Source organism: Maribacter sp. (assembly GCF_039974175.1).
GTDB lineage: Bacteria > Bacteroidota > Bacteroidia > Flavobacteriales > Flavobacteriaceae > Maribacter_C.
Genome location: NZ_JBDWJN010000003.1, coordinates 509806 through 525349, shown reverse-complemented (window position 1 = coordinate 525349; position 15544 = coordinate 509806). Strand labels below are relative to the sequence as shown.

Genomic DNA, 15544 nt, shown 5'->3' with positions numbered 1-15544 from the left:
TTGGCATTAGATAGCTGCTATTTAGCTTTTACAGCCTTAGGTACATGTTTCCATTAATCGTATTCAATTTTAAGCGATTGGAAGCATTGCCTAATGAACCACTTATTTTTTGACCTACATGACGATCGGTAGCATTGAATTTGAGTTTTTCGTCTGCATAAATATCTCCATGAATGGTTTCAGCAACCATTTTGACATTGCTCATTTTTAAGTCTATTTCGCCATTGATCGTACTTAGGTCGAGCTCGCCTGAGTACTTAGCGATCTCAATATCTCCATTAATAAGGTCCGCTTCGAATTCCCCTTCAATAACCTCAGATTTTAAGTCACCATTAATACTGCTTATTTTGAAGCGTGCATTTTTCGGCACATAAAGGGTATAATTGAATTCTGTTAAATCACCAGTGTTGTAACAGTATCTTTTCCTGTTCGGATTGTTTTTGATGCAGTCTTTGCGATATGCTTCGAAAACGGGTTCTGCTTTTGACTCAATACTGATTAGACTTGAATTTTCATTAAATTTTATTTTGTGTAAATCTTGAAATTTTGGGTCATCAGTATAAATACTTGCTTTTAGATACACTGTATTTTTATCCCAGGTTTTTACTTCGATAAGTGAAGCGAATTTTACTTCAACATCAATGAATTGATTTTTATAATCGATGTTCTTTTCTATAATTTTTTGTGCGTTCGTAGTAAGGCTGATGAGGCCTAATAAAAGGATACTAGTTAATTTTTTCATGACTGTTCGTTTTTTACGCTGAATTGGTTTCAGTGTCTGATTATGATTTTGTATAAAGTTGATTATTCTTTTCTTAGATAAATATTTCCATTGGTTGTTTTTAGTTGCAACTGTACGCCACCTCCGTTTATGGTCTGCTTGATTTTTTGGGTAGAAATTGACTTTAACCCGTTCTTTTCTGGAAATTTGAGTTCGAAATTGGTGTAAATTTCTCCGTTTACAGAACCTAATGAAAGGTTCGCCGGGGTATTACCAGGCAATTTAATATCAAGTGCACCATTGGTAGAATAGACCGTTATGGGTGAATCTTGATTGATATCTACAAAAGAAATATCAATTCCACCGTTCAGCGAATTGGCGGTAACCGGCCCACTTACATCTTCAATTTTTATTCCGCCGTTCAGTCTGGCGTTGGCTTCGATTTCTCCTTTAAAACCATAGATTCTTATATCACTTTGACTGGTTCCGTTGGTGGTAACGGCAATATTCTGATTGGCTGGCAAGTAAATTTCAGCACTCCCATTATTCCATTTTCTTAGGTTTCTTACGATGAGGTCATTTCCTTCCTTAACTACATAAAACCCCACGTCGGTATTATCAGACCCACCTGCTCCTACTAACTTTAGTCCTTTAGCTCGCTCAGGTATTTTAGACGAGCTTTTTCCTTTAATCCGTAGCTGTTTTTCACCATGCGTCTTAACGATAATGTCGGCTTTTGATTCTACTTTGACCCACTCAATTCCATCTAGTGATTGGGTGTAATCTTCTTGGGCTGTAAGCACCGAACAAAGTAGAAAGGCTAAAAAAGTTATTTTGATTGTTTTCATCTTTTACGTTTTTTTCTGATTTAATTTAATGATTGATGTTTCCACTGCGCTGAGCACAGGCGTTTAAATAATATTTGGTAATACTGACTCGAGTTCATCTTTTACATAGGGTTGGGTATCATCTTGCTCCAAAAGGTATTGCATAGATGCGGCCGCCTTCTTTTCCTGTATTTTACCCAACACTTGAATGATGGTGATTTGAATTCCGGGGTCTTTCTCTGTTTTCAATGCTTTGATAAAGCTGTTTTTTACCGTTTCCGAGCTTGTATATTCGCTCAATACTTCAACAGCCGTTCTACGTACATTCGTATTTTCATCGTTGAGCATACGATCAGCTAGTGCATTTACTATAGCCTCATCGGGTTCAGAGAACTCCTCTATAAAGTTGACACCTTGTATGCGCTTACTGGCCGACTTATTTCCCATCAATGATAACATGGCGGTTTGTTTAAACGCTTGGCTTTCATCAGTAAGTTGTGCAATCTCTTTGCCTGATATTTGCTCTTGTTGCTGTTTTCCGAAATAATAAGTACCAACCAATAAGACAATACTTGCTGCAATTTTTAAGAAGGTATTCGTCCAGTTGTTTTTTCTTTGGATGGATGTGCTGTCTATGGAAACCACTTTTGCAGTATGTTGCTTTTCAAGTTCGATTTGCTCAAAGAAGTTAGTTCTCAATTTGTCGGATGTATCCAACTCTTTTTCCCTGTCAAAAGCCTCAAAGAGTTTTTTCAACTCCTCCAATTCTTGAGAACATGATTCACAGCCCTTAAGATGTGCAGCTACATTTTTCTTTTGTGTTTCGTTCAAAAGATCATCCAGATACGCTGGTAGTAGTTCAATAACATGATTCTTTTCCATTTCTATGAATTTTGAAAATAAATGGTCTTTAGTTTTTTTAATGCGCGACTGACTTTCGTTTTTACCGCTCCAGGAGTACTTCCTACAATTTCAGCTAGTTCTTCGTATTTTATCTCTTGAAAACGGTTTAAAATCACCAATTCCCTATCTGAGGTATCTAATTGACCTATGGCCAAGTGCAGATCGGAATAATCTTTTTGCTCTTCTTCCTCTGCAACAAGTTTATAGTCCATAGCGTCTATATCATCAGTATGATTTGCAGCCCTCCTAAAATGCGTATTCATGCTATTTCTGGCTATGGTAAATAACCATGACACAAACTTGCCATTATTATAAGAGGTTCTGTACTTCATTAATTTGTAAAAGACTTCTTGTGTTATATCCTCACTCAACATTCGATCACCACACATTTTATGCAAAAAATTAAATACATGTTTATGGTGTCTTTCAAATAGAATCTTAAGCATGTCTAAGTTTCCGTTTGCCACTTTTGCCATTAAGATTTCGTCGGTCAACTTTTCCAAAAAGCGCTTTTTTAGTTGGTCTTCATTTGTATATAGTCTGGAAATTACAAAAGGTTACACCAAGGCGTAAAAAAAATCACAACTAAAGTAGCTAGCTGTGATTTTCATAGCCTTATGTCGAAATAATACTTTGAAGGCTACAATTCCGATGTTTACTTGAAATGTGTTGTATCGAACGCCTTGCGTTACCTAAATGGGTTCGATACTTTTTTCGCGCTGAAATGAAGAATTAACGCGAACTTGCAATTCTAACTTGATGATACTTCGCCAATTACATTATGGTACATAGATCAGTTAGTCTTCGGCTTCTCCAATCGAAGTAAATTCTTTGATAGCTTGGTTGGGTTCAATGATGTTGTAGCCTTTCCAAAATTCGGGGTCATAATTGGGCATATACTTTGGCAGTACCGTATTGTGCTCTTTAAAAGAATCGTATTGGGAAGTATTAATAGGGGTTTCATCAAAAACAACCAGTTCATATCGATTGCGGTTGCCAAAAGCGGCATCGACCTTCATGGAGAGTTCGTTTTGCTTTCTACGCCCTTTGACGTTCTTATTCTTTTCGATAATTTTCAAGGGTCTTCTGAATCCGGCTTGAATGCCCTTGGTAATATCGTAGTAGCTTAAATGGTATTTCTGATCCTCTCCCTTAGTAAAGATAATTTTTCCAACGGCTAAATATTCTTTAAGTGAAACACCTAACAAACTAAAATCACGTAAGGGCTTTACATTTTCAAAGTCCATGCGGATTAGAGCAAAATCATCTGAATTGATATATAGCTTTCCTCGGTAATCCTCCGACCTTTTGGGAGTGAAACTGATAACATAGACCGCGGCATCACCCAAGTAGGTAAAGTCGTCTAGGGCGAGTTCGTATCGTCCGGGTTTGAAGAGTACGTTATAGTCCGTATCTTCGAAGACAGGAAGGTTCTCATACAGGTTACCCATGGTTTGCCTTTTGTACTTGGCAAAGAATTTTTTACGCTCCTCCTTATTCTTTTTTTCTTTCTCAAGCTGCTCGTTTAAGGCAGCCACATCTGTAGAGTCAACCTCAGACTCAAACATTTCATCCGCGTCTACCTTGGTTCCAAAGAGCCCTGATTTAATTTTAAAGTATGAATCGGTCTTTACATTCTCCTTCATGATTTTGTTGAACTTTTCTTCAAGTACTTCAAAGTCAAGTTCCATACTTTTATCATATAGCTCCGATGCTTTGATAAGATTTAATTTTTGTTCATCGCCATCGCTACCTCCATAAAGATCACCAAGTGATTCATTGTAAACCGTATTGTTCTTAGGAACTTGATCTATTAGGTTATCGAGGAATTGTTTGTTGAAGGCTTCTATAGTAGACTTCTTTAAGGTATAATCTGTTTTTAGCAATTGACTACTATAGGTTTCTCTAAGAAAAACACGTTTTTTGGCAAGGCCCAAATTATAATTCTTGTTTATACTATCTTCAACTATTTCTAGAATTTCTTCTGGAGTGTAGTTTTTATTCGTAACAATTACGGGGTTCAAATCGATTGCCTTGGCCGCTAGAACAATCTGCTTTTCGGTAAACTGATTTAAAGGTCTGCCGATAGATGCATAACCAATACACGAGATAAATAGCGAATCAGTTGGCTGAATGTTGCTGTCTAGTTGAAAGGCAAAGCGCCCCTCCTCATTGGTAATAACCCCTCTGTTTTTAAGTTGTACAGTTACATACGGAATCGGTTTTTTCGACGCAGAATCGACTATCACAGAAGTCAAGGTTTGTGCCTGTACAAAAGAAGCAAAGAAGGCGAAGGAAAGGATGAAAAATTGAGGGGTAATTTTCAACATATACGTAATAATGGTGGGTTAAGAAGAACAAAAAAAGCAATAGCAGATGAACAAAGCATCTCTTTTTTGATTTTCTTAATACGGATTTATCCTTTTTTTAACTTTGTTCTATTGAGAAGACGAATCTTAAGGAAGTATTGTTACTAAGAAGGGAAACTATTTTACAGATTGCTACAATGGAGCAGTTTAGTGGCAGCCACAATCATCTTGTCCACAGGCCTTGGTACTAGACTTTTTGGAAACGAAAAGAGCCTTAGGCAAAAAGAATTTCTTCACAATATAGCCGACAGCGATCGCCAACGTAAGGTAGACCAATACAAGTTGAAGAATTTCCATAGTTATTTTAGAATTTGATAAGCGATTAAAGCAACAATATAGGCAAAAAGACTCATAAATACCAATTGTGCTGCAGGCCATTTCCAGCTATTTGTTTCGCGTTTTACAATCGCAAGTGTACTCATGCATTGCATGGCAAAAGCATAGAAAAGAAGCAGTGAAATACCCGACGCCAAATTGAACAAAGGTTTTTTTGTTTGCAGATTTACTTCTGCTGCCATTCGGTGTTTGATGGTATCTTCCTCGTCACTTCCAACGCTGTATATGGTTGCGAGGGTTCCGACGAAAACCTCACGTGCGGCGAAAGAAGTGAGTACGGCGATTCCGATTTTCCAATCATACCCTAAAGGTCGTACTATGGGTTCAATCGCCTTACCGGCATACCCAATGTACGAATGTTCCAATTTGTGACTTGCGATTTCCTGTTCCACTATTCTATTATAGAGCTCGCTGTTTGGAGCTGTTAATTCTTTTCGAATAGCGGCCATAGCCATAGCGTCTTCCTTCTGTAGTGCTTCGTCATTCAGAGAAAACTGATGTTCCTCAACTTTTTGGTCGATATAGGTTTCACTAAAGGCAGAAAATCCATCAGCTTGAATACGATCTTTAACAATTTGCTCTGCATTTTTAAAGTCATTCGAAAATCCGTTTGAACCTAAAAACCAAAGAATAATTGAAATAGCCAAGATTATTTTTCCTGCACCAAAAACAAAACTTTTTGTTTTTTCCAATACGGTATAGGCTACATTCTTAAAAAGGGGAAGTTTATAAGTGGGCATTTCGACCACAAAGAAAGAACGGCTTTTTATTTTTAGAATCTTATTTAGTACCATGGCCGACAGTATGGCGGCACCAAAACCAATCAAATACAGCAACATAAGTGTAAGGGCCTGATAGCTAAGGCCGATAAAACGGCCATCTGGTATCACCAATGCAATGATAATCAAGTACACAGGAAGCCTGGCTGAGCAAGTGGTAAAGGGCGTGACCAAAATGGTAATCAGGCGTTCTTTCCAGTTTTCAATGGTTCTTGTGGCCATTACGGCGGGAATAGCACAAGCCGTTCCTGAAATTAGCGGAACAACACTTTTGCCACTAAGTCCGAAAGGTCGCATCAAGCGGTCCATCAAGAAAACAACACGACTCATGTAACCACTTTCTTCAAGAAGAGCAATAAAAAGAAAGAGAAAGGCTATTTGCGGAATAAAAATAACGATTCCGCCAATACCCGCTAGAATTCCCTCTGCAATAAGATCTGTAAAGGCTCCTGCTGGCAAGGTATTTTTTACCCATTCGCTTGCTGATGCGAAGAAGCTATCTATCATATCCATAGGGTACTCGCTCCACACATAAATTGCTTGAAAAATGGTAAGCAATATGAGGAAGAAAATAAGATAGCCAAAGACTTTATGTGTGAGTATTTTATCTAATGAAGCGCGAAAACCTTTGGCGGCATTCGCATCTACTTTGTAGGCTTCTTTAAGAATACCATTGATAAATTGATATCTCAAAATCGTCTCTTTTTGTTGTAGACGCTTCAATTCTGACTTTGATTTCGTTGCAAAGGAAGAACGATCTTTGATAAGCGTCTTCTCAATGGGCATGAAATTGACATCCTGGGTAATTACCAACCAAAGTTTGTACAAATCCTCGTTAGGAAATGTATTTTGCAGACGTTCGAAATACTCGGGCGCAATTACAGTGGTATCAACATTGGGCAAGGAAGCGAGGCTTTTGTAATCAGCAATGAGTTCTTTCAAACGTTCTATGCCCGTCTCTTTTCTGGTGCTGACCAAGGCAACTTTGGTATTTAGACTTTCCTCCAACTTCTCAATGTCAATAGAAATACCAGTTCGTGACATACGGTCTGCCATATTGATCACCAATATGGTTGGAATTTTCAAGTCTTTAATTTGTGTAAATAGTAGAAGGTTTCGTTTCAGATTTTCCACATCTGAAATGACAAGGGCCACATCAGGATGATCTTTGTCTTTTTTATTGAGTAGCAACTCTACAGCAACACTCTCATCTAAGGAAGTGGTGTTAAGGCTATACGTTCCTGGCAGGTCTAAAATATGAGCCTTAACGCCCCGGGGCAGTTTGCAGATACCTTCTTTTTTTTCAACTGTAATGCCGGGGTAGTTGCCTACTTTTTGATTAAGTCCTGTAAGTTGATTAAAAACCGAAGTCTTTCCGGTGTTCGGGTTTCCTATGAGCGCGACCTTAATCTGTTTACTCATAATAGGGTCGTGTCTTCAATCATTTCCAATTCAATCTGAAGGGCCGTAGATCTTCTTATGGCAATATGAGCTCCGTTAACATTGATATAAATAGGATCTTTAAGGGGCGCTACTTGCACGAGTTCAATTTCATTGCCAGGGAGACAGCCTAGTTCTAGGAGTTTGATAGGAAGTAAATCATCGGCAAACTCCTTGATGATTCCCTTTTGTCCACGTCTTAGATCAGCAACTGTTATACTCAATTTTTATTTAGATTGATTATAAGTAAGAGAGCAAAAATAGGATAAAATATCCTAAAAAATCAAAATTAATGCACCTAATTCCGATAAGGTAACTTTGGAATTTGGAATGTTCTAGTTGGAATTTTGTGCAGCATAGGTCGCTTTAAGAATCTCCAGATCTTTCATCAATTTCTCAACTTCATCTATCTTGGTGCCATCGTAAAAGCCGCGTATACGTTTTTCCTTATCAACCAAAATAAAATTTTCAGTATGAATCATATCAAACGGACCTCCGTCACCATCGGTCTTCACTGCTAAATACGACTTTCGCGCTAGTTCATAAATTTGTTTTTTATCTCCGGTAACAAGGTTCCATTTGCTATCATCAACGCCTTTTTCTAAAGCGTATTTTTTGAGCTGAGCGACAGAATCTATTTGCGGGGTTACCGAATGGGATAAAAGCAATACGTCATCTTCTTTGATACGCTCTTGAAGCTCGAGCATGTTTTTGGTCATGATAGGGCAAATGGTAGGGCAGGTCGTAAAAAAGAAGTCGGCCACATAAATCTTTCCCTGATAGTCCTTTTGGGTAATGCGTTGTCCGTTTTGATTAATGAGCGAGAAGTCAGCAATAGTATGATATTTTCTTTTTTTCTGTAGCGTGCTATCTACCAATTCCTTATTCACCATCGAAGGTTGATATATAGCAAGTGTCTCCTTTGGTTGCAACGCATTGTAAAAGAGGTAAATAATGATGATAGAGATACCAAAAAGTACCCCAAAAAATAGTTTGTATTTACCGAAGAATGAACGCATTTAACTTTTCAACAAAGATACGGCAGTGTTCTAGAGTGTTCAAGAAATTAAGGGAGTTGTGCTGCTAAATCTTTCTTAAAAAGGTACGCTCAAAAATACTTTCTTTTTATAAGACCTTGTAAAGATGTACTTTTGTGCGTTTTAATTTTAGAAAGTCTACATGGAATTGCTGATTCAAATATTAACATTTATACTCATCATTTCAATACTTGTTGTGCTGCACGAGTTTGGTCATTACCTACCCGCGAAATGGTTTAAGATAAAAGTCGAGAAGTTCTATTTATTTTTTGATTGGAAGTTTTCGCTCTTTAAAAAGAAAATTGGGGAAACCGAATGGGGTGTTGGTTGGTTGCCTTTGGGAGGTTATGTAAAGATTGCCGGTATGATCGATGAGAGTATGGACACCGAACAAATGAAGGAAGAGCCTAAAGATTGGGAATTTCGAAGCAAACCTGCTTGGCAACGACTGATTGTCATGTTGGGTGGGGTTACCGTAAATTTCTTGTTGGCTTGGGTTATTTATTCTGGATTGCTGTATAGCAATGGCGATACCTATATTCCTGCCGATAGTTTGAAATATGGTATTTTGGTAGACTCTGTTGGTCAAAAAATCGGTTTGCAAACAGGAGATCAGATCTTAGCTATCGATGGCAAAAAATCCACAAAATTCAGTGATGCATCTTTGGACATATTGTTGGGAGATGAAATTACCGTTAGTAGAGATGGGCAAACGCTTACGATACCCATTGCCGATGAGGGCAAAAAAGATTTATTAAGCCAGGGTCGGGGGTTTTTAAGTTATCGAATGAGGCCCATTGTTGGTAGAACAACCGAAGATTCTGGAGCTCGTATAGCGGGTATTCAATCGGGAGATTTGATCACTGCAGTTAATGGCAAAACGGTTACCTATTACAGTGAGTTTCTCGAGCTGATGAATGGGTATGAAACCCGTGAGACTATTTCCATATCAGCGGATAGAGGAGGTGCTTTAAGAACTTTCGATGTAACCCTGTCTGATGAAGGAAAGGCAGGAATCGCTCCAAGCGTAGATGACCTAAGGGTAACAGACTCATATGGCTTATTAGCTTCCGTTCCTGCGGGCTTTAACCGAACTATTAAAGTGCTTACCGACCAAGTACGTCAATTTAAAATAATATTTAATAGAAAGACAGAAGGGTACAAACAGGTAAAAGGCCCCATAGGGATTGTTGAAATGATGCCCGAAAGTTGGAATTGGGGTTTCTTTTGGGGTTTTCTGGCTATGTTTTCTGTTTGGTTGGCTTTTGTAAACCTATTACCCATTCCGGCGCTTGATGGGGGTCATGTGATGTTTCTGCTGTATGAAATAATCTCAGGAAGGCCACCGAGTGAAAAAACACTTGAAAGAGGCCAAATAGTCGGTTTTATTATCGTTATGGGACTCATGGCGGTTATTTTTGGAAATGATATCTGGAATATCATCAAGCGGTTTTTATAGTCCTTAACAATAATCTTGTCGTTTCAGTTAAATCGCTATTTTTTTGTTTGTGGTATTTTAAAAAACAATTATATTTGCACCCGCCTACGCAAAAAGAAAATAGCTTCGGCCCGCTGGACCGTAACATAATAGTTGATTTTCTTTGTGGGAATTTTTGAAAATATTTTCCTCCTTAGCTCAGTTGGTTAGAGCATCTGACTGTTAATCAGAGGGTCCTTGGTTCGAGCCCAAGAGGGGGAGCAAAAGCCGGTCTTTAGACCGGCTTTTTTGTTTATAATATATAGTTAGTTTCTCCTTTATAAATCTGCTAAACAAAGGTTCTAGTGTGCCTTCATCACTATGGCTTATAGCTATCTTAATTAACGAAGGCATAATTTAAATTCGTAGGGTTAATGCACTTTTCGTTCATTCAAAAGAAAGGCCTGAATTGAAACTAAGTGAATTTTTCGCGATAATAGCGAGCGCAATCACAGGCGCTCCTATAATCCCAATGGTCGCCCAAGTTGATTTGCGTTTGCTTTGTAAAAAGACCTTGTTATCTACATTTTCGCTTATGGCAATTCTTAGCATTTCTCCCCTTTCCTTTTTGAGACCATAAAATTGATCTTCCACCAACACAATCTGTTCAAAATTGTAGGTTTGATTTAAGCTGGTTTTAAGCTTGACACGTTTTTTTGATTGTGCTGCCAGCTGAAGGTTCGTCGGAGTATTGTGATATGCAACACAGCTCTGCAATAACCCCATTGATATGAAGAAAATAGCAATGGTTCTAAGTGAAGATTTTAGTGTTTTCATAATTTCATGTTAGCTGCCTATAGCACAATTAAGTGGAGTGCTATTTTTTTTAAGAAATAGCATGTAAATTGTACTAACCCTTATAAATATAAGCATTTTGCCGTATAACAAGACCTCTGGTTTAGATACACAACGAATGATGGATTTACCAAATAGTTAGATATGAATAGTTAATCGCTGAGGTTTGAGTCAAAAAGGGAGTGCTTTATGCTAAAGGCTTCGGAACTAGTAAGCTTTAGAGCATTTTTTTCACTAATCTTTTTGTAATTCATATGAATTAAATAATTAACAGGCTGATTATAGATGTAGAGGATATGTTTGGCTGTCTTAACGCTAAAGTGCATTGAATGTATTTGCAACCGCTAGAAAAGTTTCTACATTTTTTATAAAATAGAATAGAGTGATCCTATCCTTTCTATTGGCTAAAATGATCTCAGAAATAGGGATACAAGCTAAATTATGTTCAAGAAGGAGACTTTTTACAAGTTTGTCATCACCTTCGGCTGAAATCGCTGAATAATCAACAATTTTAAAAAAAAGAACCTTGACAGAGAGTTAACTGAATAGGGGATAGCATTTCCAGTTGCCGTTATAGGGAAAACCAATCTTTTACACCCTCAATTATTTTTCCATCTCCGCTAAGTTTGCAATCAAACTCGTTACTTACAGGATTGTAAACATAATCATGACTCCAATCTTCAATATGTTCAACAAGCTGTTTTATGGCGCCACAGATGTAAAGTAACTCATCGTCGGAGGTGATAGGGTGTAAAGACAAGCGCACCCATCCAGGTTTATCAGTAAGATCTTGACTTTCAATATTTTGAATCATATTTTTTGACGAATCAGTATTGATATCAAACAAATAGTGACCGTATGTACTAGCGCATGACCAACCGCCCCTGACCTGAATTCCAAAACGGTCATTTAGCAGGCGAACGATTAGATTATAATGCACTCCTTTTACTCCGAAAGAAACCACACCAATGCGTTTTTGATCATTATCACCAAGTATAAATAAGTTTGGAATTTTTCTTAACTCTGAAAAACACAATTGCAGTAGTTCTTCTTCGCGCTTTTCAATTAATTCAGTGCCCATTTTTTCCTTTAGTCGTATGGCCAAAGCAGTGCGCATTACTTGGAGGAATCCAGGTGTTCCACCATCTTCTTTTGTTTCGATATCTGCATGATATCCATACCCACCCCAAGGATTTGTCCATTTTACGTTACCTCCTCCAGGCACATCAGGGCAACTTGTATTGTAGAGTTCTTTGTTGAAAACTAAAATCCCGCAAGTGCCGGGACCTCCTAGAAATTTGTGTGGAGAAAACAAGACAGCGTCTAAGCACTCCTCTTGGTCTTCAGGATGCATATTGATATCAACATAGGGTGCAGATGCGGCAAAGTCAACAATACAAATACCCCCATTTTGATGCATGACTTTAGCAAGTTGATGATATCTAGATATGATTCCGGTAACATTAGAACACCCGGTAAAGGCACCAATTTTTTTCGGGCGATTAGCATATTTCTCAACCTCGGTTCTTAATTTTTCAGGACAGATTAGGTTATTTTCATCACAGGGTACCACAACTACATCTGCAATGGTTTCCATCCAAGGTACATGATTGGAGTGATGTTCCATGTGAGAGATGAAAACTACAGGGCGCTCATGTTCAGACAACTTGATCTGATTTTTTACCGCATCTGGCCAACGAAGCCCCATAACACGTTGCAATCTTGAAAGCACTCCGGTCATTCCAGTTCCAGCGGTTACCAAAATGTCATTCTCGGTAGCATTTACATGCTTTTTAATTATGCTGCGCGCCTCTTTATAGGCATATGTTGAAGCTTTACCTGTTTCACTGGAAAACGAATGGGTATTGGCAACCATTGGGCCAATGACGTTTCGCATGGTATCTTCTATAGGGCCATATAGCCTACCACTAGCAATCCAATCGGCATATAAAAGTTTCTGTGTTCCATATACTGATTCAAAATTTGTGTCAATTCCAATGATATGAGGTCTAAATTGGTCAAAATGTTTTTCCAAAATAGTTTTTTTTTGTTCTTTAAAACCTACAGACATGATATAGCAACTTTAGGTGTAGCGCTTATTCTATTTCTACTAATAACTTGTGGAAAGACAGTATTTTCTCCTCTTCATTTGTGATTTTACCCGTGCATGCTTCTAAAAAGCGTAAGAAAGTTTCTTTTTCTTCTTTATTAAAGCCCTCTGTCAAGAACATAATTACGGCTAAACGGGAAGGTTGTGTTTTATTAACCAAATCAACTCCTTTTTTGGTGAGCTCCAATCGTTTTTTCCGTCGATCGTCACCATCTTCATATTGCTTTATTAAATTCTTATCAAGCAATACATTAATTAGGTTAGTAATATTGGCTCTTGACACGTTCAAAGATTCAGCAAGTTCACTTGCCATTAGCGCCTTTTTGTGCTTCTCTCTTTTGAAGAACGGAAGGTTTGGATTTTCAGCAAGGTGTAAAAGAATAAGCCATTGCTGGGTGGTTAAACCTACTTTTTGGTATACTTCATCACCTATCTTTTTTAGTTGATTAGATAATTCAAAAATGCTGAGTACTATGGATTCTTCAATACTTTTTTCTATCATTTTTCTGTCTCATTAAGTGGGGTATTAAAAGCTTATGCAATATAAGGCACATCCGCTTACTTCTGTATTTTTTTAATAACGTTTAATTGTGTTTTTATAAACAACTCTTTGCTAGGGCTTTCTGTTTTAAAGCTATTTGATGGATAATGTGAATATGTATTATACGATGGCGCATACAACTCGAAACGCTGTCGGGCATTATAATTTTGCATTGATACTTTAGAACGATAGTCCCTTAATGCTCCAACATCTATATAACTATTGGCAACCATACTTCCACCAGTGCCCGCTTCTGATAAAACATGACCTTCATAACTCACTACTTTCGATAAACCATCAGTGGCTGCGAAAGGAAAATCAATTCCTGAAATGCCAGCCGAATTTGCAGATACGACATAGCACATATTTTCAATTGCTCTAGCACGTTTGGCAACTTCTTTATGCGTTAACTGAGGACTTCCTGCTTCTGATGAGGAATGAAGAAAAATTTCCGCTCCACGCATCATTAAACACCTTGCAATCTCGGGATATAGTATCTCTTCAGAAGCTATGCAAGCAAGCTTACCAAGTTTGGTGTCCGCAACTGGAAAAAGAGCATCATCACCATATACTTTTATATAATCGTCCAACACATCATGTGGCGTTGGCGCGAACATGGAATTCAACCTACGATACTTTAAAATCAATTCCCCTTCATCGTCAATAATAAAACTACTTTGAAAATATAAATTTGGAAAATTTTCATCCAACTCATAAAAATTACCAGACAAAAAGATAGATTGCTGCACACAAAACTCTTTCATTTGAGTGAACAGCGCATCATTCGTTGAAAGGCAAGCTTTTTCTCTCCATTGATCTAGACTTTCGCCAAAAGGAAAACTTGTCAAAAAATATTCAGGAAGCACCACCAGTTTTAAATCAGGTCCGATGAAGGCTTTTGAACCTCTTGTCTCTGCCAAAACAGTATTCAAAGACTTTTGCATCAAACTATATGCAGAACTTCTGTCGTTACATTTGTTGATTGCAAAACACTCTGTTTGCAGGGCAAGGGCTTTATATCGTTGACTCAAATGGTGAAGCTTAGGTTACATTACAAGATACAAAAATAGTTAATATTATTAACTATTTTAGTTAAGAAGTTCTTACAATCGATGTACGTCATTTTTTGAAATTAATAAGACGAAATCAATTCGAGGGTTTAAACTCTAGTTTGGTTACTGGTGGATTTTCAGTAGGTTTTTCTTTTTCAATAATTTGCCAACTTACCCCAGCGGTATCTGAAAATACAAAGGAAAATTCTCCGAATTCATTTTTTTGAATTTGAGTGGGCTTTAGTTTATGCGCGAGAACTAATTCATACACCATTTTTAGTTTTGGCGTATAAAATGAATGTAGCGTAATTCCTTTTTCGCCAATCCTTTGATGCTTAGATCTGTTTGTTTTTACTCCATTGGGAATAAAAAATTTCATTTTTCCGCAGATATTATTTGGAGATACAAAACCCTGATACCAATGACTAAAACCAGGCTCCATTTGAAAAACCCTCTTCGGGCCTTTCAACCAATCACCATCTAGGGTTGGTTCTTCTTCCGCTTGTAATCCTAAGGCTGTTGAAAGATATCCCATTTGGTCCATGGTGTCGGCATCAATAATGAAATCGTGATGTGTAAATTCGCTGGTTTTTAGAGGCGTGTCATTGGCAATTGTTCCGTAGCCAGGAATAACGTAACCGTAACGCTGAAAGAAAATATGATTGAAAAATTGGCCGTAAACAGCATTTTCACGCACAATAATTGGACGATTAAAAAAATCTCGTTCACCAGTATTCAATCCGAAGAGGTCATCTGCAATCGGTTCGGTAGGTAGCCAAAGTTTTTTGCCTTCATCTCTAGCGGTCTTGTAAATATCATATAGCCGAAAAATGTCGTGTGTACGCATTACTGCGATACGCGAACCTATAGACTCCACAGGGGCATAACCGACACCATCACCCAAAGGTTTTTCCCATTCCAGTATCCGAAGCAAGCCATGACTATCTATTTTTCCGTTTTGTAAACGATACGAAGCGAGTTTTGAATCTACCCCGTAAATTTTTGATGCATCCTTAGCTGAAATAGTAGCTTGGTCTACTACTTGAAATCCGAAGTCGGCGAAGTACTTTTTGGCGTATTCGGCATCGTCAGTGCCTAAAATCACCTCATAAACACCGCTAATTCCGGTATCAGGCAAGTTCTGTTTTTTCAAAGCT

At 37.9% G+C, this 15544-nt stretch carries 14 protein-coding genes and 1 tRNA gene; 2 read left to right on the top strand and 13 right to left on the bottom strand.

All coding sequences use genetic code 11. The features are described from left to right. Window positions 1-28: 28 nt before the first annotated feature. From ABJN95_RS03385 to ABJN95_RS03350, 8 genes are all read right to left on the bottom strand, one after another. A complete protein-coding gene (locus ABJN95_RS03385; protein WP_348368587.1) occupies window positions 29-742 on the bottom strand; it encodes a hypothetical protein in 714 nt (237 codons plus the stop codon). 62 nt (window positions 743-804) lie between these two features. Next, a complete protein-coding gene (locus ABJN95_RS03380) occupies window positions 805-1569 on the bottom strand; it encodes a DUF4097 family beta strand repeat-containing protein (protein ID WP_348368586.1) in 765 nt (254 codons plus the stop codon). 63 nt (window positions 1570-1632) lie between these two features. Then, a complete protein-coding gene (locus ABJN95_RS03375) occupies window positions 1633-2430 on the bottom strand; it encodes a HEAT repeat domain-containing protein (protein ID WP_348368585.1) in 798 nt (265 codons plus the stop codon). 2 nt (window positions 2431-2432) lie between these two features. Further along, window positions 2433-2954 (bottom strand): sigma-70 family RNA polymerase sigma factor, encoded by a 522-nt coding sequence (locus tag ABJN95_RS03370; RefSeq protein ID WP_348368584.1) that lies wholly within the window; start codon window positions 2952-2954, stop codon window positions 2433-2435. 294 nt (window positions 2955-3248) lie between these two features. Further along, window positions 3249-4781 (bottom strand): carboxypeptidase-like regulatory domain-containing protein, encoded by a 1533-nt coding sequence (locus ABJN95_RS03365; RefSeq protein ID WP_348368583.1) that lies wholly within the window; start codon window positions 4779-4781, stop codon window positions 3249-3251. Between the two features lie 338 nt (window positions 4782-5119). Next, window positions 5120-7357: a ferrous iron transport protein B gene (gene feoB, locus ABJN95_RS03360; RefSeq protein WP_348368582.1), complete on the bottom strand. Its 2238-nt coding sequence runs from the start codon at window positions 7355-7357 to the stop codon at window positions 5120-5122. Then, window positions 7354-7599, bottom strand: coding sequence for a FeoA family protein (locus tag ABJN95_RS03355; protein ID WP_348368581.1), 246 nt, complete (start codon window positions 7597-7599; stop codon window positions 7354-7356). The genes feoB and ABJN95_RS03355 overlap by 4 nt, the downstream gene beginning before the upstream one ends. A 111-nt stretch (window positions 7600-7710) precedes the next feature. Beyond that, a complete protein-coding gene (locus ABJN95_RS03350; RefSeq protein WP_348368580.1) occupies window positions 7711-8394 on the bottom strand; it encodes an SCO family protein in 684 nt (227 codons plus the stop codon). A gap of 160 nt (window positions 8395-8554) precedes the next feature. Here ABJN95_RS03350 and rseP point away from each other — a divergent pair, with 160 nt between their 5' ends. Continuing rightward, entirely contained in the window at window positions 8555-9871 is a 1317-nt protein-coding gene (rseP, locus tag ABJN95_RS03345) for an RIP metalloprotease RseP (protein WP_348368579.1), read from the top strand. Between the two features lie 166 nt (window positions 9872-10037). Continuing rightward, a tRNA-Asn gene (locus tag ABJN95_RS03340) sits at window positions 10038-10111 on the top strand. A gap of 165 nt (window positions 10112-10276) precedes the next feature. Here ABJN95_RS03340 and ABJN95_RS03335 read toward each other — a convergent pair. The 5 genes from ABJN95_RS03335 to ABJN95_RS03315 all read right to left on the bottom strand — a co-directional run bounded on the left by ABJN95_RS03335 (window position 10277) and on the right by ABJN95_RS03315 (window position 15540). Continuing rightward, entirely contained in the window at window positions 10277-10666 is a 390-nt protein-coding gene (locus tag ABJN95_RS03335; RefSeq protein ID WP_348368578.1) for a hypothetical protein, read from the bottom strand. A gap of 589 nt (window positions 10667-11255) precedes the next feature. Then, complete coding sequence (locus tag ABJN95_RS03330) at window positions 11256-12755, bottom strand: aminotransferase class V-fold PLP-dependent enzyme (RefSeq protein WP_348368577.1); 1500 nt, start codon at window positions 12753-12755, stop codon at window positions 11256-11258. Between the two features lie 25 nt (window positions 12756-12780). Beyond that, window positions 12781-13296 (bottom strand): MarR family transcriptional regulator, encoded by a 516-nt coding sequence (locus ABJN95_RS03325; RefSeq protein ID WP_348368576.1) that lies wholly within the window; start codon window positions 13294-13296, stop codon window positions 12781-12783. 56 nt (window positions 13297-13352) lie between these two features. After that, the gene (locus tag ABJN95_RS03320) at window positions 13353-14279 is read right to left on the bottom strand and encodes a nitrilase-related carbon-nitrogen hydrolase (RefSeq protein WP_348368575.1); all 927 of its coding nucleotides are present in this window, start codon (window positions 14277-14279) and stop codon (window positions 13353-13355) included. Between the two features lie 202 nt (window positions 14280-14481). Continuing rightward, window positions 14482-15540, bottom strand: coding sequence for a hypothetical protein (locus ABJN95_RS03315; RefSeq protein ID WP_348368574.1), 1059 nt, complete (start codon window positions 15538-15540; stop codon window positions 14482-14484). Window positions 15541-15544: the final 4 nt, after the last annotated feature.

What these genes read in the sequence shown, in the direction of transcription:
- ABJN95_RS03385 (WP_348368587.1), bottom strand. Translation starts at nt 742, where the DNA reads ATGAAAAAATTAACTAGTATCCTTTTATTAGGCCTCATCAGCCTTACT.
- ABJN95_RS03380 (WP_348368586.1), bottom strand. Translation starts at nt 1,569, where the DNA reads ATGAAAACAATCAAAATAACTTTTTTAGCCTTTCTACTTTGTTCGGTG.
- ABJN95_RS03375 (WP_348368585.1), bottom strand. Translation starts at nt 2,430, where the DNA reads ATGGAAAAGAATCATGTTATTGAACTACTACCAGCGTATCTGGATGAT.
- ABJN95_RS03365 (WP_348368583.1), bottom strand. Translation starts at nt 4,781, where the DNA reads ATGTTGAAAATTACCCCTCAATTTTTCATCCTTTCCTTCGCCTTCTTT.
- feoB (WP_348368582.1), bottom strand. Translation starts at nt 7,357, where the DNA reads ATGAGTAAACAGATTAAGGTCGCGCTCATAGGAAACCCGAACACCGGA.
- ABJN95_RS03350 (WP_348368580.1), bottom strand. Translation starts at nt 8,394, where the DNA reads ATGCGTTCATTCTTCGGTAAATACAAACTATTTTTTGGGGTACTTTTT.
- rseP (WP_348368579.1), top strand. Translation starts at nt 8,555, where the DNA reads ATGGAATTGCTGATTCAAATATTAACATTTATACTCATCATTTCAATA.
- ABJN95_RS03335 (WP_348368578.1), bottom strand. Translation starts at nt 10,666, where the DNA reads ATGAAAACACTAAAATCTTCACTTAGAACCATTGCTATTTTCTTCATA.
- ABJN95_RS03330 (WP_348368577.1), bottom strand. Translation starts at nt 12,755, where the DNA reads ATGTCTGTAGGTTTTAAAGAACAAAAAAAAACTATTTTGGAAAAACAT.
- ABJN95_RS03325 (WP_348368576.1), bottom strand. Translation starts at nt 13,296, where the DNA reads ATGATAGAAAAAAGTATTGAAGAATCCATAGTACTCAGCATTTTTGAA.
- ABJN95_RS03320 (WP_348368575.1), bottom strand. Translation starts at nt 14,279, where the DNA reads ATGCAAAAGTCTTTGAATACTGTTTTGGCAGAGACAAGAGGTTCAAAA.